The organism is Streptomyces tanashiensis, from assembly GCF_014648895.1.
In the GTDB taxonomy this organism is placed as follows: Bacteria; Actinomycetota; Actinomycetes; order Streptomycetales; family Streptomycetaceae; genus Streptomyces; species Streptomyces tanashiensis.
The window spans coordinates 1-17,642 of record NZ_BMRZ01000029.1 but is presented as its reverse complement, the minus strand read 5'-3'; the positions used below and the strand labels follow the sequence as shown (position 1 = coordinate 17,642).

The window sequence follows — 17,642 nt, the reverse complement described above, 5'->3', positions numbered from 1 at the left end:
TTCGCCCCGGCAACATCACGGGGACGCACAGAACAGACGAGGGGCGCACATGACCGAGTTGTTCCAGGAACTGCTGGTCGAGGACGCGGACGAGGAACTCGGCTGGCAGGAGCGCGCGCTGTGCGCCCAGACCGATCCCGAGTCCTTCTTCCCCGAGAAGGGCGGCTCGACCCGCGAGGCCAAGAAGGTCTGCCTCGCCTGCGAGGTCCGCTCCGAGTGCCTCGAATACGCCCTGCAGAACGACGAACGCTTCGGCATCTGGGGCGGCCTCTCCGAGCGCGAGCGACGCCGCCTGAAGAAGGCCGCCGTCTGAACCGCGAGAAGCCCGCCCGGCCCCGCGCGCCACGACGCGCGCACCAGGACATGACGAACGGTCCGCCCCCTGTGCACCTCCACAGGCGGCGGACCGTTCCGCGTGTCCGGCCCGGTGTCCGTTACGAAGCCCTCCCGCACGGTCTGTCCACAGGGCGGCGGACCGCTCCGCGTGCAGCCGTTAGTGTGGGCCTCCGTCCGAGACGCTCCCCACGCCCCCCGCGGGCGACCCCGGCCGGAGGGCCCGTAGCTCGATGTCCTCAACTCCTGAGTTTCCGCGACACGTCGTCACCGCCGTGCTCGTCACCCACGACGGCGCCCGCTGGCTGCCCGACGCGCTCGCCGGGCTGCTCGCCCAGGAGCGCCCCGTGCAGAACGTGGTGGCGGCCGACACCGGCAGCGCCGACGACTCGGCGCAGCTCGTCGCCGACGCCATCGGCGCCGACCGCGTCCTGCACCTCGCCCGCCGCACCGGCTTCGGTGCCGCCGTCGAGGAGGCCGCCCGCACCGCGCCCCCGCTCGGACCCGAGGACCTGCCCTATCTGAAGCGCCCCAGCGGCTGGGACCCCGTCAGCCGCACCTGGAACGACGAGGCGTACGACCTCCCCGAACTTCCGCACGGCGAACCGGTCCAGTGGCTCTGGCTCCTCCACGACGACTGCGCCCCCGAGCCCGGCGCCCTCGCCGAACTCCTGCGCGTCGCCGACTCGGACAGCGAAGCCGCCGTCATCGGCCCCAAGCTGCGCGGCTGGTACGACCGGAAGCAGCTCCTCGAAGCCGGCGTCAGCATCGCCCGCAGCGGCCGCCGCTGGACCGGACTCGACCGCCGCGAGCAGGACCAGGGCCAGCACGACCAGGTCCGCTCCGTCCTCTCCGTCTCCACCGCCGGCATGCTGATCCGCCGCGACGTCTTCGAGAGCCTCGGCGGCTTCGACCGGCGCCTGCCCCTCATGCGCGACGACGTGGACCTGTGCTGGCGCGCGCACTCCGCCGGCTTCCGCGTCCTCGTCGCCCCCGACGCCGTCCTGCGGCACGCCGAGGCCTCCGCCCGCGAGCGCCGCACCGTCGACTGCGCCGGGCGCACGGCCGCCAACCCGCACCGGGTCGACAAGGCGGGCGCCGTCCACACCCTGCTGGCCAACGCCCGCGGCCGCGCGCTGCCGTACGTCCTCGTGCGGCTCGTCCTCAGCACCCTGCTCCGCACCCTCGCCTACCTCGTCGGCAAGGCACCGGGCCAGGCGGTCGACGAGGTCATGGGCCTCTTCGCGACCCTGCTGCGCCCCGAGAAGATCCTCGCCGCCCGCAAGCGCCGCAAGAACCCGGCCGTCCTCAACAGCGAGTTCCGGTCCCTCTTCCCGCCGCCCGGCGCCACCGTCCGCGCCACCGTCGAGCAGATCGCCTCCCACTTCGGCGGCGCCGAGACCGACACCGGCGGCTCCCGCCACGGCGTCGTCGAGTCGGGCCCCGGCGGCGACGACGCCGACTACCTGGAGATCGAGCAGTTCGCGCGGCTCAAGAAGATCGCCCGCAAGCCCGGACCGGTCCTCTTCGGCCTGCTCCTCCTCATCTCCCTGGTCGCCTGCCGCAACCTCTTCGCCGGCGGCTCGCTGGCCGGCGGCGCCCTGCTGCCCGCCCCCGACACCGTCTCCGGCCTCTGGTCGCGGTACGCCGACGCGTGGCACGCCCTCGGCACCGGCGGCACCCAGACCGCCCCGCCCTACCTCGCCGTCCTGGCCGCGCTCTCCGCGCTGTTCCTCGGCTCCACCTCCACGGCGCTGACCCTGCTGCTCGTCTGCTCGGTCCCGCTCGCCGGCTTCACCGCGTACTTCGCCGCCCGCGGCATCGTCGAGTCCCGGCTCCTGCGCGCCTGGGGTGCCATCGCGTACGCCTTCCTGCCCGCCGCCACCGGGGCCCTCGCCGCCGGCCGGCTCGGCACCGCCGTCCTCGCGATCCTGCTCCCGCTGATCGCCCGCGCCGCCGTCGCCGCCCACGGCTTCAACCGGCCCGACCGGGGCAGCTGGCGCGCCACCTGGGCGTACACCTTCCTGCTCACCTTCGCGATGGCGTTCACCCCGGTCGTCTGGCCGCTCGCCGTCCTCCTCGGCCTCGGCGTGCTCGTGGTCCGCCGCTCCGACATCACCGCGTACGGGCTGCGGTTCCTCGCCGCCGTCGGCACCCCGCTGCTCGTCCTCGCACCCTGGTCGCTCACCCTCCTCACCGACCCCGGCGCCTTCCTGCGCGAGGCCGGCCTCGACATCCGCACGGGCACGGCCACCGCGCTGGACCTGCTCGGCACCAGCCCGGGCGGGCCCGGCACCACCGGCGGCCTGCTCCTGATCGGCCTCGTCCTCGCCGGCCTGGCCGGACTGCTGCGCGAGGAGCGGCAGCTCGCCGTCCGCGCCGCCTGGGCCGCCGCCCTCGCCGGACTCCTCCTCGCCGTCCTCTCCAACGGCGCCGGCGGCACCGGCTGGGCCGGACCCGCCACCCTCGTGTACGGCGCGGCCCTCGTCGCCGCCGGCATGATCGGCGCCGAGGGCGGCCGCACCCGCGTCGCCGCCCACGGCTTCGGCTGGCGCCAGCCCGTCGCCGCCCTCATCGCCCTCGCCTGCGCCCTCGGCCCCGCCGTCGCCGCCGTCGGCTGGATGATCGGCGGCGCCGACGGCCCGCTGACCCGGCGCGACCCGGTCCAGGTCCCGGCCTTCGTCGCCGAGGAGAGCGGCACCCGCGACCAGCCCCGCACCCTCGTCCTCGCCGGCGGCGCGCCCGGCGAGGTCGCCTACACCCTGGTCCGCGGCTCCGGCGCCCGCCTCGGCGACGGCGAACTCACCGCGGCCGCCGAGGACGACCCGCGCCTCGACGCGGTCGTCGCCCACCTCGTCGCCGGCTCCGGCGCCGACCAGACCCAGGAGCTCAGCGGCTACGCCGTCCGCTACGTCCTCGTACGGGACGGCGCACCGCGCCAGATGAGCCGCGTCCTCGACTCCACGCCCGGACTCAGCCGCCTCAGCCAGCTCGACGGCAGCGCGCTCTGGCGCGTGGACCGCGAGATCGCCCGGCTCATGATCGTCCCGCCCGCGGCGAAGACCGCCGACACCGAGAAGGCGCAGGAGACCGCCCGGCCGGTCGCCGTCGCCGCCGGGCCCGTCGAGGCGCACACCGAGGTCCCGGCGGGACCCGCGGGCCGCGTCCTGCGCCTCGCCGACCGCGCCGCCGAGGGCTGGACCGCCACCCTCGACGGCAAGGAACTCACCCGCACCACCGTCGACGGCTGGGCCCAGGGCTTCGAGCTCCCCGCCCAGGGCGGCCGCCTCGACCTCACGTACGACGAGCCGCTCACCCACACCGCGTGGATCTGGGCCCAGGCCGGCCTCGCCGTCGTCCTGCTCGTCCTCGCCCTGCCCGGGCGGCGCCGCGAGATCGACGACGACCTCCCCGAGGAGGAGCTCGCGATCCCCGCCCAGGCGACGGAGGGCGACGGCCGCCGCGCCCGCCGCCTGCGTGCCGCCGCCGAAGCGGAGGCGGAGACGGGGTCCGCCGAGCCGGCCCCCGACACCTTCGACGCCTTCGGGGCCTCGAAGGGCGAGCCGGCCCCGATCCCGGAGCAGCAGTCCTACGAGCCCCGGGAGCAGGAACAGGACTGGGACGGCGGTTACGACCCCGCCTACGCCCCGGCCCCGGCGCAGCAGGCCCAGGACCAGCCGCAGACCCAGCCGTACGCCGATCAGGGCTACTACCAGGACTACGCGGCCGACCCGTACCAGCAGCAGCCGTACGCGTACCCCCAGCAGGGGTACGAGCAGCAGCCCCAGCCCTACGGTGAGCAGGGCTACGAGCAGCCTCAGCAGTACGACCCGCAGCAGCCGCAGCAGTACGACCAGCAGCAGTACGACCCGTACGGCTACGGCTACGGATACCCCCAGGGCCACGAGACCGAGCAGCGTCCCGACGGGAGCAGCAACCAGTGAAGCGCACGACCCTCTCCCTGATCGCGGGCGCCACGGCCCTCGCCGCCGTCACCGGCTTCGCGGCCCTCACCGCCCCGGACGGCACCGCCGCCCCCGAGGCGAAGGCCACCACCCGCCTGCCGGTGGAGCGCGCCGGCCTCGTCTGCCCGGTGCCCAGCACCTCCGAGGTGGCCGAGACGCTCTACACCTCGTACACCCCGACGGGTACGGGTACGGGTACGGGTACGAGCACGGGCGCCGGCTCCGCCGCCGGCAAGGCCGAGCCGCCCACCGCGCTGCTCCGGACCGCCGCCGGCGCGACGCCCTCGGGCGGCACCGGGAAGACCGGCAAGACGCCGAAGGCCGCCAAGGCCCCGGCCACCGTCACCGCCCCCGGCAAGCCCGTCACGGCCGAGGCGGACGGCGCCTCGGTGCCCGCCCTCACCGGCTCCGCGACCGGCGCCCTCGCCCCCGGCTGGACCGTCCAGCAGACGACCGTCGTCCCGGCCGGCGGCGCGCGCGGTCTCCTCGGTCTCGGCTGCGGCGTCCCCGACACCGACTTCTGGTTCCCGGCCGCCTCCACCGCCAAGGACCGCCAGGACTACGTCCACCTCACCAACCCGGACGACACGGCCGCCGTCGCCGACATCGAGCTGTACGGCCCCGAGGGCCTCCTCAAGTCCCAGTTCACCGAGGGCATCCCGGTCCCCGCCCGCTCCACCGTCCCGGTGCTCCTCTCCACCCTCACGAGCGAGGCCGGCCGGAAGGACGTCACCGTCCACGTCACCACCCGCAGCGGACGCGTCGGCGCCGCCGTCGCCGCGGCGGACGACAAGCTCGGCAGCGACTGGATCGCCCCGGCCGCCGACCCCGCGAGCAGCGCCGTGCTCCCCGGCATCCCGGCCGACGCCACCTCCGTGCGGCTCGTGGCCTTCGCCCCCGGCGAGGAGGACGCCGACCTCAAGGTCCAGCTGGTCACCGCGAGCGGCACGATCGTCCCGGCGGGCGCCGACTCCCTCCACGTGAAGTCGGGGATGACGGCCGCCGCCGACCTGCCGGACCTCACCCGGGGCGCGGTGGGATCCCTGCTGCTCACCCCGAGCGACCCGAAGAAGCCGACCCCGGTCGTGGCGGCCCTCCAGGTGGTGCGCGGCAAGGGCGCGAACACCGAGATCGCGTTCATCCCGGCGACCGCGGCCGTCTCGGCCCGCGCGACGGTCGCCGACAACCGGGCCAAGGGCTCGACGCTCTCCCTGACCGCGCCCGGCGCCGAGGCCCGGGTCAAGGTCACCGCCTCGGCCGGTTCCGCGGGAGGGACGCCGGTGTCGAGGACCGTCACGGTCAAGGCGGGCACGACGACGGTCCTGACCGACCTCGTGCCCGGGGGCCTCAAGGGCTCCTACGCGCTGACCGTCGAGCCGCTCTCGGGCGGCAAGGTGCACGCGGCCCGGACGCTCGCCCTCCCGGAGGACGGCGTTCCGATGTTCACCGTCCAGACCTTCGTCGACGACCGGGGCACGGTCGAGGTCCCCTCGGCCCACCAGGACCTCGGCGTACTCGACTGAGTCCCTGCGTTCCCCCGTACGGGCGGATCGGTCCGGGACCGGTTCCGCCCGTACCGGTCCGGGATCAGTCCTGCCCGTACCGGGGATCGACCGACTCGGGGGAGAGCCCGAGGAGCTCGGCGACCTGCTCCACGACGACCTCGTGGACCAGGAGCGCCCGCTCCTCCCGGCTCTTCGAGCGGATCTCGACGGGCCGCCGGTAGACGACCACCCGGGCGGGCTCGTTCTTCTCGGCGGGCAACGAGCCGCCCAGCGGCACCGTCTCGCCCGACACGGCCGGCGGCACCTCCATCACCATGAAGTCGACGTCCGCCAGCTGCGGCCAGCGCCGTTCGAGGCGCTCCACCGAGTCGAGGACGAGATCGCGGAAGGTGTCGGCCCGGCTCGCGGAGAGCGGCACCTGCGGCGGCGCGACAGGTCCCCGCATCCCGCGGCCGTGCCGGTCGCGGCGGCGGACCCGAGGCTCCGCCGGGGGCTCCGTGGGACGGTGCGAGGGGCTCGGCGGCACAGGACTGTCCATCACTGACGCAGCGTAACCCTCATCCGTCCCACCGCACCGTGGCGCATCCTCGCCGACTTTTGCGGCGTGCCCCCGCCCTCGCCGCGGCCCCTGTCGAAACCTGAACATTCCGGCCGACCCCGCGCCCGATTCGACGGCCCGTCACGATCGGCCATCTGGCCCTGGTTGACCGGATTTGTATCCCAAGGTGTCCGGATAGCCCCCCGCCCCCACCCCCGTACGCCCCCTCCCGCGCAGGTCAGAGCCGTCACCACTCGAAGGGGGGTGTCGGAGGTCACACCGCGACACGGTGGAGTGACCTGAGGGAGAGTCGTCGCGGCCCGCTCAAGAGTGCGGTACCGTCCAACGTCGTGAGCCCTGTACGTCGCTGTTCGCGCACCGCGTGCGGCCGCCCTGCCGTCGCGACACTGACGTACGTCTATGCCGACTCGACTGCGGTCCTCGGCCCGCTCGCCACCTACGCCGAGCCCCACTGCTACGACCTGTGCGCCGAGCACAGCGAGCGCCTCACCGCCCCGCGCGGCTGGGAGGTGGTGCGGCTCTCCGACGGGTCCGCCCCCGCCCGCCCCAGCGGCGACGACCTCGAAGCGCTGGCCAACGCGGTACGGGAGGCGGCCCGCCCCCAGGAACGCGCCGCCGGAGCCGGCGGCAAGGGCGGCGGAGGCCGCGGCGGCGACCCCATGGAGGTCGGGCGCCGCGGGCACCTCAGAGTGCTCCGTTCGCCCGACAACTGACGGCAACAGGCCACCCTCCACGTACCCCCGGCCCCGTATCGCCGGTCTCCGGGTAGTTTTGGCGTTCCGTACACGCGCCGCACACGCGTGTGGAGAAATCAGGAGGGTGGATCCGTGACTGCCGATCTGTCGCAGATCGTGAAGGCGTACGACATCCGCGGAGTCGTACCCGACCAGTGGGACGAGACGCTCGCCGAGCTCTTCGGCGCCGCCTTCGTCCGGGTGACGGACGCGGACGCGATCGTCGTCGGCCACGACATGCGCCCCTCCTCGCCCGGCCTCGCGGCGGCCTTCGCCCGCGGCGCGGCCCGCCTCGGCGCCGACGTCACCCTCATCGGGCTCTGCTCCACGGACCAGCTGTACTTCGCCTCCGGCAGCCTCGGCCTGCCCGGCGCCATGTTCACCGCCTCCCACAACCCGGCCCAGTACAACGGCATCAAGATGTGCCGCGCCGGCGCCGCCCCCGTCGGGCAGGACACCGGCCTCGCCGACATCCGCGCCCTCGCCGAGGAGTGGACGGAGACCGGCGCCCCCGAGGCGGCCGCGACGCCGGGCACCATCACCGAGCGCGACACCCTCGCGGACTACGCCGCGCACCTGAAGGGCCTCGTCGACCTCACCGCGATCCGCCCCCTCAAGGTCGTCGTCGACGCGGGCAACGGCATGGGCGGCCACACCGTCCCGACGGTCTTCGACGGCCTCCCGCTCACGACGGTCCCGATGTACTTCGAGCTCGACGGCACCTTCCCGAACCACGAGGCGAACCCGCTCGACCCCAAGAACATCGTCGACCTCCAGGCCCGCGTCCTCGCCGAGGGCGCCGACCTCGGCCTCGCCTTCGACGGCGACGCCGACCGCTGCTTCGTCGTCGACGAGCGCGGCGAGCCGGTCTCCCCGTCCGCGATCACGGCCCTCGTCGCCGCGCGCGAGCTCGCCAAGAACCCCGGCGGGACGATCATCCACAACCTGATCACCTCCTGGTCGGTGCCGGAAGTCGTCCGCGAGCAGGGCGGCGAGCCGGTCCGCACCCGCGTCGGCCACTCCTTCATCAAGGAGGAGATGGCGAAGACCGGAGCGATCTTCGGCGGCGAGCACTCGGCGCACTACTACTTCAAGGACTTCTGGAACGCCGACACCGGCATGCTCGCCGCGCTCCACGTCCTCGCGGCCCTGGGCGGCCAGGAGGGCACCCTGTCCGACCTGGTCTCCGCCTACGACCGCTACGCCTCCTCGGGCGAGATCAACTCGACGGTCGCGGACCAGGCGGCCAGCGCGGCCAAGGTCAGGGCGGCGTACGAGGGCGAGGGCGTGACCCTCGACGAACTCGACGGCCTGACCGTGACCGCGGCGGACTGGTGGTTCAACCTCCGCGCCTCCAACACGGAGCCGCTGCTCCGCCTCAACGTCGAGGCCCGCGACGAGGCCACCATGGCCAAGATCCGCGACGAGGTCCTCGCCCTGGTCCGGGCGACCGACTGACCCCGCCGTACCGCCGGGGAACGGGGGCGTGCCCCCTTCCCCGGCGGTAGGCTGACCTGGCCCGATCCGTCTGTTCGAAGGGACATCCCATGCCGCTCGAAGCCGGCCTCCTGGAGATCCTGGCCTGCCCGGCCTGCCACGCTCCGCTGAACGACCGCACGGCGGACGAGACCCCCGAGCTGATCTGCACGAGCCCCGACTGCGGCCTCGCCTACCCGGTCCGCGACGACATCCCGGTCCTCCTGACCGACGAGGCCCGCAAGCCGGCGTAAGCCCCTCGTTTGCGGGCGCTGCCCACCCCCGTGTGGGCAATCGTCCCGCTGGGGCGGGACGGGTGGGCACACGGGACGGCGCCCTCAGCGGCGCCTCAGCGTTCCGCGCCCGAACCCGCACCACGACGGGCTTCCCCGTGGGTACGGGGGCCCGCCCCGACAGGGCACAGCACCAGCACCAGCACCGCACCCGCACCCGCCCGCACGCGCAGCGCCCCGCCCCGCAAGGAGGCACCGCACATGCTCGACGAGACCCTCCTCGACGCCCCGGACGACCTCGCCCTGGCCGACCGCCGTGGGCTCCTCCGCGGCGCGGCCGAGGCAGGCGCTCGGGTACGGACCGCCGCCCGGCACGCCGCCGAGGCCGGCATCGCGGACCTCCGCCCCGAGGGCCGCCCCCGGGCCGTCCTCGTCGCGGGCCCCGGCACCGCCGCCGCCGGCGTCGCGGACCTGATCGGCGCGCTCGCCGGAGCCGCCGCCCCCGTCGTACGCCTCCAGCCCACCGGCGTCGCCCCCGCCGCGGGCGCCCTGCGCTGGGCCCTGCCCGGCTGGGCCGGTTCCGTGGACCTGCTGCTGCTCCCGACCACCGACGGCGCCGAACCGGGCCTCGCCGTCCTCGCCGAGCAGGCGTACCGCCGGGGCATCACGGTCGTGGCCGTCGCCCCCAAGGCCTCCCCGCTCGCCGAGACCGTCAACGGCTCGCACGGCCTGTTCGTCCCGATGGCGACCGCCCCGAACGAGACGCCCGACGAGTACGCCGAGAGCATCGCCGCCAGCCCCGGCGCCCTCTGGGCCCTGTTCACCCCGCTCCTCGCGCTCCTCGACCGCGTCGGCCTCATCGAGGCCCCGCCGGAGACCCTGGAGAAGGTCGCCGACCGTCTCGACCGCACGGCGGAACGCTGCGGCCCGGCCATCGCCACGTACAGCAACCCGGCGAAGACGCTCGCCGCCGAACTCGCCGACTCGCTCCCGCTGATCTGGACCGAGGGGTACGCCGCCGGCCCGGCCGGCCGCCGCTTCGCCGCCGTCCTCGCCGAGCTCGCCGGCCTGCCCGCGCTCGCCGCGGAACTCCCCGAGGCCCTCCCGGCACACGGCGTCCTCCTCACGGGCGACTACGCGGCGGGCGCCGACCCCGACGACTTCTTCCGCGACCGCGTGGACGAGCCGCAGGCGCTCCGCGCGCGCGTGGTCCTGCTCCGCGACCGCCCCGCGGACGGCCTCACCGCCGCCCCGGCCGCCCGCGAACTGGCCCTCGGCCACGGGACCGCCATCAGCGAACTGGAACCGGAGGAGGGCGGCGACCTGGAGACCCTCGCCGAACTGCTCGCCGTGACCGACTTCGCGGCCGTCTACCTCAACCTGGCCACGCCCGGCCGCACACCGCACTAGCCCCCACCGGCACCGGCCCCCCACGTCGGCGCAGGTGCACCGGCAGGACCCCACCCCGTCACCCACCCGTCACCCGCCCCCTGTCACCTGTCTCCCGACACCCGCACGATCCGTCACCACCCCGAGGAGCTGGCAGGCACCATGGACCGCCTCGTCAACACCGTCCGCCCCTACGCCTGGGGATCCACGACGGCCATCCCGGAACTGCTCGGAGTCGCTCCCACCGGAGAGCCCCAGGCCGAGATGTGGATGGGCGCCCACCCCGGTGCCCCCTCCCGCACCGAGCGCGGCGCGCTGAACGAGCTCATCGCCGCCGACCCCGTACGCGAACTGGGCGAGCGGGCCGTCGAGAAGTTCGGACCGCGGCTCCCCTTCCTCCTGAAGCTGCTCGCCGCGGGCGCCCCGCTCTCCCTCCAGGTCCACCCCGACCTGGACCAGGCCAAGGCCGGGTACGCCGCCGAGGAGGCCGCCGGCATCCCGGTCGACGCCCCCCACCGCACGTACCGGGACGCCAACCACAAGCCCGAGCTGATCTGCGCGCTCACCCCCTTCGACGGCCTGTGCGGCTTCCGCGCCCCCGCCGAGGCCGCCGACCTCATCGCCGCGCTCGGCGTCGACTCCCTCAAGCCGTACGTGGACCTCCTCCACGCCCACCCCGAGGAGGCCGCGCTCCGCGAGGTCCTGACGGCCCTGCTCACCGCCGACCACGAGGAGATGGCGCACACCGTCGCCGAGGCCGCCGCCGCGGCCGACCGTCTCGGCGGCGACCACGCCCCCTTCGCGAGCCTCGCCCACCACTTCCCGGGCGACCCCGGCGTGATCGCCGCCATGCTCCTCAACCGCGTCAAGCTCCAGCCCGGCGAAGCCCTCTACCTCGGCGCGGGCGTCCCGCACGCCTACCTCGACGGCCTCGGTGTCGAGATCATGGCCAACTCCGACAACGTGCTGCGCTGCGGCCTCACGCCCAAGCACGTCGACGTCCCCGAACTCCTCAGGGTCGTCCGCTTCGAACCGAACGACCCGGCCGTCCTGCGCCCCGAGGCCTCCCCCTCCGGCGAGGAGGTCTACGAGACCCCGATCGACGAGTTCCGCCTCTCCCGGTTCGCCCGCGCGGAAGGCGCCGCGCCGACCGACCTCACCGCCCCCACCCCCCAGATCCTGCTCGCCGTCGCGGGCAGCCCGCGGGTGGGCGGGGTCACCCTCGGCCCCGGCGAGTCCGTCTTCGTCCCGGCGGGCGAGGCGACCGAACTGACCGGAGCGGGCACGGTCTTCCGAGCGACCGTCGTGGCCTGATGCGACAATGACCGGCCGAACCGCGGCGATCGAGCCGGAGCATCGACGAAGGGACCACGTACACCCATGAGCGCGTCAGGCGGAACCAAGGCGATCGTGGCGGCACTCGCCGCCAACCTCGCGATCGCCGTAGCCAAGTTCGTGGCGTTCCTCTTCAGCGGTTCGTCGTCGATGCTCGCCGAGAGCGTCCACTCGCTCGCCGACTCCGGCAACCAGGGCCTGCTGCTCCTCGGCGGCAAGAAGGCCCAGCGCGAGGCCACCCCGCAGCACCCCTTCGGCTACGGCCGCGAGCGCTACATCTACGCCTTCCTCGTCTCCATCGTGCTCTTCTCCGTCGGTGGCATGTTCGCCATCTACGAGGGCTACGAGAAGATCAAGCACCCGCACCCCATCGAGGCCTGGTACTGGCCGGTCGGCGTCCTGGTCTTCGCGATCATCGCCGAGTCCTTCTCCTTCCGCACCGCCATCAAGGAGTCCAACGAGATCCGCGGCGGCCTCTCCTGGAAGGAGTTCGTCCGCCGCGCCAAGGCCCCCGAGCTCCCCGTCGTCCTCCTGGAGGACCTCGGCGCCCTCATCGGTCTCGTCCTCGCCCTCGGCGGCGTCGGCCTCGCCCTCCTGACCGACAACGGCGTCTGGGACGGCATCGGCACCCTCTGCATCGGCATCCTGCTCATCCTGATCGCGCTCGTGCTCGCCGCCGAGACGAAGTCGCTGCTCCTCGGCGAGTCCGCCGGAGTCGAGGACGTCAAGAAGATCGAGGCGGCCGTCGTCGACGGCGAGACCGTCACCCGCCTCATCCACATGCGCACGCTCCACCTCGGCCCCGAGGAGCTCCTCGTCGCCGCCAAGATCGCCGTCCAGCACGACGAGACGGCCACCGAGGTCGCGCACGCCATCAACGCCGCCGAGGAGCGCATCCGCGCCGCCGTCCCGATCGCCCGGGTCATCTACCTCGAACCCGACATCTACAGCGAGGCGGCCGCCTCCGCCGGCCGGAACCCGGCCAAGACCCCGGGCGGCACCGGCCACTGACCCCCGGGCCGACCCGCCCCACGGGGAACCACACCCCACGGGGAACCACACCCCACGGGGAACCACACCCCACGGGAAGCCCGCCCACGGGAAACACCGCCCACCACCGCGAAGCCCCCGGGACCACACGGCCCGGGGGCTTCGCGCATCCGTACGGGGTACGGGGGACGGGCGCACGACCGTACGAGGTGAGGGGCCCCGCAGCCCCACGCAGGCTCGAAGCGGACTGTGGACCGCCGCACCGATCGGTGTAGATTCGTGACCAGCCAGACGTCGCTGCTGATGGCGGTCGGGCGGTCCGAGGACCGTCCGAGGGAGAGAGGGCCTCCGACGACGGCACCGTGGAACCTCCCGGGCATTCGTGTGCCCAGGGGCGTCGCCGTGGTGCCAGGCGCCTCAACCGACCCTCGCACTCGCACACACGAGGAGCAGCCCAGTCATGACGACTGTCGCCCACCAGGACTTCAAGGTCGCCGACCTCTCCCTGGCCGCCTTCGGCCGCAAGGAGATCACCCTCGCCGAGCACGAGATGCCCGGCCTGATGTCGATCCGCCGCGAGTACGCCGAGCAGCAGCCGCTCGCCGGCGCCCGCGTCACCGGCTCCCTGCACATGACCGTGCAGACCGCCGTCCTCATCGAGACCCTCGTCGCCCTCGGCGCCGAGGTCCGCTGGGCCTCCTGCAACATCTTCTCCACCCAGGACCACGCCGCCGCGGCCATCGCCGTCGGCCCGAACGGCACCCCGGAGAACCCCCAGGGCGTCCCGGTCTTCGCCTGGAAGGGCGAGACCCTGGAGGAGTACTGGTGGTGCACCGAGCAGGCCCTCACCTGGCCGAACACGCCCACCGGCGGCCCGAACATGATCCTGGACGACGGTGGTGACGCCACCCTCCTCGTCCACAAGGGCGTCGAGTTCGAGAAGGCCGGCTCCGCCCCGGACCCGTCCACCGCGGACAGCGAGGAGTACGGCTACATCCTCCGTCTCCTCAACCGCACCCTCGGCGAGAACCCGCAGAAGTGGACGCAGCTGGCGTCCGAGATCCGCGGCGTGACCGAGGAGACCACCACCGGTGTCCACCGCCTGTACGAGATGCACCAGGCCGGCTCGCTCCTCTTCCCGGCGATCAACGTGAACGACGCCGTGACGAAGTCGAAGTTCGACAACAAGTACGGCTGCCGCCACTCCCTCATCGACGGCATCAACCGCGCCACCGACGTCCTCATCGGCGGCAAGACCGCCGTCGTCTGCGGCTACGGAGACGTCGGCAAGGGCTGCGCCGAGTCCCTCCGTGGCCAGGGCGCCCGCGTCATCGTCACCGAGATCGACCCGATCTGCGCGCTCCAGGCGGCGATGGACGGCTACCAGGTCACGACCCTCGACGAGGTCGTCGAGACGGCCGACATCTTCATCACCACGACCGGCAACAAGGACATCATCATGGCCGGGGACATGGCCAAGATGAAGCACCAGGCCATCGTCGGCAACATCGGCCACTTCGACAACGAGATCGACATGGCCGGCCTCGCCCAGACCCCGGGCATCGTCAAGGACGAGGTCAAGCCGCAGGTCCACACCTGGACCTACCCGGACGGCAAGGTCCTCATCGTCCTCTCCGAGGGCCGCCTGCTGAACCTCGGCAACGCGACCGGCCACCCCTCCTTCGTGATGTCGAACTCCTTCGCGGACCAGACCCTGGCCCAGATCGAGCTCTTCACCAAGCCGCAGGAGTACCCGACCGACGTCTACGTGCTCCCGAAGCACCTGGACGAGAAGGTCGCCCGCCTCCACCTGGACGCGCTCGGCGTCAAGCTGACGACCCTCCGCCCCGAGCAGGCCGCCTACATCGGCGTCGAGGTCGAGGGCCCCTTCAAGCCGGACCACTACCGCTACTGATGCCCCGGCCGGCGGCGCCCGCGCGCTGACGCGGCGCCGTCCCGGACATCCGCAGAGGACTCAGGCAGGCCCCCCGCACCCCCGTGCCGGGGGGCCTGCCCCGTCCCGCCCCCGCTACCGCACCCGGAAGCGCCCCCTCCCGAGGACTGACCCATGCCCCGCGGCCGATATTCGCTCCATGATCCGCACGATCACACCCCCCTCGGTGAAGAACACTTCCACTGCGCGCCCGGCCCCTCCGGCTGGCGCTACGTCTCGCAGATCACCACCCCCACCGGCGATCACCGGGGCTCCGTCGACCTGGCCGTCGACGAACTGGGCCGCCCCATCCGACTCGAACTGCACGCCGCGAGCTGGCAGGTCCGCGGCGCGGCCCTCGACGGCGTCACCTGGGTCCGCACGGACCCCACCGGAACCCACGCCACCGAAGGCAATGTGCGCGCCCACGCCTTCACCGGCACGTCCCCGGCGTTCCTCGTCGCGCTCACGCGACTCCTGCGTCTCACCCCCGATTCCCCCGAGACCCGTGTCAGGCTCGTCGCCTTCACGGACCCGGTGCTCGCCCCCCCTCACGGTCGACCAGTCCTGGGCCCTGCTGAGAAGTGAAGCGCACGCCACTGACAACGGCCCCCTGACCGTGGACGAATACCAGGTCAGCACCCTGGACACGGGCGAACGCCATACGGTCCACATCGCCGGCGACGTGGTCCTCGCCGCCCCCGGCATCGAACTCGAAGCCCTGGAGACCCCGCCCTCGGTCTTCCCCTGACCGAACCGCTCAGGCCGGCGGGGCGAACCCGGTGGGACGCGCCCCGGACTCCACCACGGGATCGACGACGGCCGGGTCGACGACGACCGGGTCGGCGACGGCCGGAGCGACGGCCGGGGGAGCGAGCACAGGTGGAGCGACCACAGGGGGAGCGGCGACGGGGAACGTACCCATGGGGGGCGCACCACCGGCACCCGCGGGCGCAACGAAACCCGTCGGCCCGGTCCCACCACCAGCCCCCGGGGCGAACGCCCGCCGGGCGTCCCGCGCCTGCCGCTCGGCCACCACACCCGCCAGATAGGCCTCGGCCGGCACCCCCGCCGGCGGAGGCGTCCCGGTCCGCGCCACCAGCTCGTCGGCCAGCCGCTCCGCCAGGCGCCGCCCGACGACCGGGTCCAGCTCACGCGACCGCGTCAGGTACTGACGTATCTCCAGCCACAGGGCCTCCGGCACCGCGGAGAGATCGACCCCGGTGAAACGCCCCACCAGCCACGGCGGCGGGGGAGGCACGGCCAGAGCCCGCGCCGCGGGTATCCGCTCCCGCACCACCAGCGTCCCCGCGAAGACGTCTCCGAGCCGCCGCCCCCGCTCGGACACCAGCGAGGAGACGCAGGCGACGACCCCGAAGGTCATCAGGATCTCGACGACCCCCATCGCACCCCGTACCAGCGCGTGCCGGAACCGGACCGGCCCTCCGTCGTCCCGCACCACCCGCAGTCCGCAGGCCAGCTTCCCCAGGGACCGCCCGTGCGACAGCGTCTCCACGGCGATCGGCGCCCCCACGAGCACCAACAGGAAGGACGCGATGGACACCGCGGTCACCGCCGCCTCGTCCAGCGAGGCCGTGGCCACCGCGAGCCCGAGCGTGATCAGCAGATACACGGCCCACACCACGACCAGGTCGATGAGCACCGCGAGCGCCCGACTCGGCAGCCGCGCGGGCTGCAATCCGAGGACGACCGCATCGCCCGTCACCAGACCACTCACGGCACCCACCCTTCTCCGACCTTCCCGACCCCTCCGAACGCCAGTCTGCCAAGCTGGCCCGCAGCGCGCCGCAGTAGTACGGACCCGTCCGCAGCCAGTGCCCTGGAGCAGCAGCCGATCATGGACCTCGACGTCTACGTGACCGCCCACCGCGCCGAGTGGGAACGTCTCGACCACCTCCTGCGCAGGGGCGGCAAGCTCACCGGCGCCGAGGCCGACGAACTCGTCGCGCTGTACCAGCGCACGGCCACCCATCTCTCGATCGTCCAGTCGAGCACCCCGGACCCCATGCTCACGGCCCGGCTCACCCAGCTCGTGGCCCGCGCCCGCGCCGCCGTCACCGGCACCCGCCGCTCCTCCTGGCGCGACGCGGTCCGCTTCCTCACGGCCGGCTTCCCCGCCGCGGTCTACCGCTCCCGCCACTGGTGGATCCCCACGGCCGTCCTCTCCACCCTGCTCGCCGTCCTCATCGGCTGGTGGATCGGCACGCACCCGGAGGTCCAGGCCTCGATCGGCGCCTCCGGCGACCTCCGCGAGATGACCCGCCCCGGCGGCCAGTACGAGACGTACTACTCCAGCCACCCGGCGGCGTCCTTCGCCGCCCAGGTCTGGACGAACAACGCCCAGGCCGCGGCCATGTGCCTGGTCCTGGGCGCGTTCCTGGGCATCCCGGTCCTCTGGATCCTCTTCCTGAACATGCTGAACCTCGGTGTCGGCATCGGCCTGATGTCCTCCGCCGGCCGCCTCGACGTCTTCCTGGGCCTGATCCTGCCCCACGGCCTCCTCGAACTGACCGCCGTCTTCGTGGCCGCCGGCACGGGCCTCCGCCTGGGCTGGACGGTCATCGACCCGGGCCCCAGGACCCGCCGCGCAGCCCTGGCGGAGCAGGGCCGATCGGCCGTCGGCATGGCGATCGGCCTGGCCCTGGTCCTCTTCGTCTCGGGCCTGATCGAAGGCTTCGTCACGCCTTCCGGCCTCCCCACCTGGGCCCGGATCGCCATCGGCGTCGGTGCTGAGCTGGCGTTCCTCGTCTACGTCTACGTCCTCGGCGGCCGCGCCGCCCGGGCCGGCGACATCGGCGACCTGGAGGAGCCCGACCGCAGCGCCGCGCTCCCCACCGCCGCCTGATGTGCGTCCGACCCCCCTGAGCTGCTAGTCTCCTCCGGTGCTCGCGAAAGCTGTTGACACGGCGCTCGTGGGGAGGTAGATTCAAACGGTTGCCTGGAACTGGACAGTTCGGCAGCAACCGGGTAGAGTCTCACTCACTCCGGTAGGGGATTTCGATTCCACGGAGTCATCCCGATTCTTATTCGAATCATGAAAGCCACCGATTAGGTCGGCCGAAATGAATCTGATAAAGTCGAAACCGCCGGAAGGGCCCGGAGCGAAAGCAAAAGGGACCGGAAAGCACCGAGGAAATCGGATCGGAAAGATCTGATAGAGTCGGAAACG

Annotated in this window: 13 protein-coding genes and 1 pseudogene; 12 read left to right on the top strand and 2 right to left on the bottom strand. The window is 73.4% G+C overall.

Annotated features, from left to right (window positions below; translation table 11 throughout):
- Positions 1–49: 49 nt before the first annotated feature.
- The 3 genes from IE237_RS39310 to IE237_RS39300 all read left to right on the top strand — a co-directional run bounded on the left by IE237_RS39310 (position 50) and on the right by IE237_RS39300 (position 5,821).
- Positions 50–313, top strand: coding sequence for a WhiB family transcriptional regulator (locus IE237_RS39310; protein WP_015033978.1), 264 nt, complete (start codon positions 50–52; stop codon positions 311–313).
- Positions 314–566: 253 nt separating this feature from the next.
- Positions 567–4,277, top strand: coding sequence for a glycosyltransferase family 2 protein (locus IE237_RS39305; protein ID WP_189807012.1), 3,711 nt, complete (start codon positions 567–569; stop codon positions 4,275–4,277).
- Entirely contained in the window at positions 4,274–5,821 is a 1,548-nt protein-coding gene (locus IE237_RS39300) for a DUF5719 family protein (RefSeq protein ID WP_189807011.1), read from the top strand. The genes IE237_RS39305 and IE237_RS39300 overlap by 4 nt, the downstream gene beginning before the upstream one ends.
- Positions 5,822–5,885: 64 nt before the next feature.
- On the opposite strand, the gene IE237_RS39295 is transcribed toward IE237_RS39300, so the two are convergent.
- Positions 5,886–6,341 (bottom strand): metallopeptidase family protein, encoded by a 456-nt coding sequence (locus IE237_RS39295; protein ID WP_189807026.1) that lies wholly within the window; start codon positions 6,339–6,341, stop codon positions 5,886–5,888.
- A 299-nt stretch (positions 6,342–6,640) separates the two neighbouring features.
- Here IE237_RS39295 and IE237_RS39290 point away from each other — a divergent pair, with 299 nt between their 5' ends.
- The 8 genes and pseudogenes from IE237_RS39290 (at position 6,641) to IE237_RS39255 (ending at position 15,203) form a co-directional block, all read left to right on the top strand.
- Positions 6,641–7,075 (top strand): DUF3499 domain-containing protein, encoded by a 435-nt coding sequence (locus IE237_RS39290; RefSeq protein WP_189807025.1) that lies wholly within the window; start codon positions 6,641–6,643, stop codon positions 7,073–7,075.
- A gap of 114 nt (positions 7,076–7,189) precedes the next feature.
- Entirely contained in the window at positions 7,190–8,554 is a 1,365-nt protein-coding gene (locus IE237_RS39285) for a phosphomannomutase/phosphoglucomutase (protein WP_189807010.1), read from the top strand.
- Positions 8,555–8,643: 89 nt separating this feature from the next.
- Entirely contained in the window at positions 8,644–8,826 is a 183-nt protein-coding gene (locus IE237_RS39280) for a Trm112 family protein (RefSeq protein WP_189807009.1), read from the top strand.
- A 240-nt stretch (positions 8,827–9,066) separates the two neighbouring features.
- Positions 9,067–10,215: an SIS domain-containing protein gene (locus tag IE237_RS39275; RefSeq protein ID WP_189807008.1), complete on the top strand. Its 1,149-nt coding sequence runs from the start codon at positions 9,067–9,069 to the stop codon at positions 10,213–10,215.
- 141 nt (positions 10,216–10,356) lie between these two features.
- A complete protein-coding gene (manA, locus tag IE237_RS39270; RefSeq protein WP_189807007.1) occupies positions 10,357–11,508 on the top strand; it encodes a mannose-6-phosphate isomerase, class I in 1,152 nt (383 codons plus the stop codon).
- 66 nt (positions 11,509–11,574) lie between these two features.
- Positions 11,575–12,540, top strand: coding sequence for a cation diffusion facilitator family transporter (locus IE237_RS39265; RefSeq protein ID WP_189807006.1), 966 nt, complete (start codon positions 11,575–11,577; stop codon positions 12,538–12,540).
- A 439-nt stretch (positions 12,541–12,979) separates the two neighbouring features.
- Positions 12,980–14,434, top strand: coding sequence for an adenosylhomocysteinase (gene ahcY, locus IE237_RS39260; RefSeq protein WP_189807005.1), 1,455 nt, complete (start codon positions 12,980–12,982; stop codon positions 14,432–14,434).
- 153 nt (positions 14,435–14,587) lie between these two features.
- Positions 14,588–15,203 (top strand): annotated as a pseudogene (locus IE237_RS39255) (hypothetical protein).
- Positions 15,204–15,212: 9 nt separating this feature from the next.
- Here IE237_RS39255 and IE237_RS39250 read toward each other — a convergent pair.
- The gene (locus IE237_RS39250; protein WP_189807004.1) at positions 15,213–16,190 is read right to left on the bottom strand and encodes an RDD family protein; all 978 of its coding nucleotides are present in this window, start codon (positions 16,188–16,190) and stop codon (positions 15,213–15,215) included.
- Positions 16,191–16,310: 120 nt separating this feature from the next.
- On the opposite strand from IE237_RS39250, the gene IE237_RS39245 reads away from it, so the two are divergent.
- Entirely contained in the window at positions 16,311–17,318 is a 1,008-nt protein-coding gene (locus IE237_RS39245) for a stage II sporulation protein M (RefSeq protein WP_189807003.1), read from the top strand.
- Positions 17,319–17,642 lie beyond the last annotated feature (324 nt).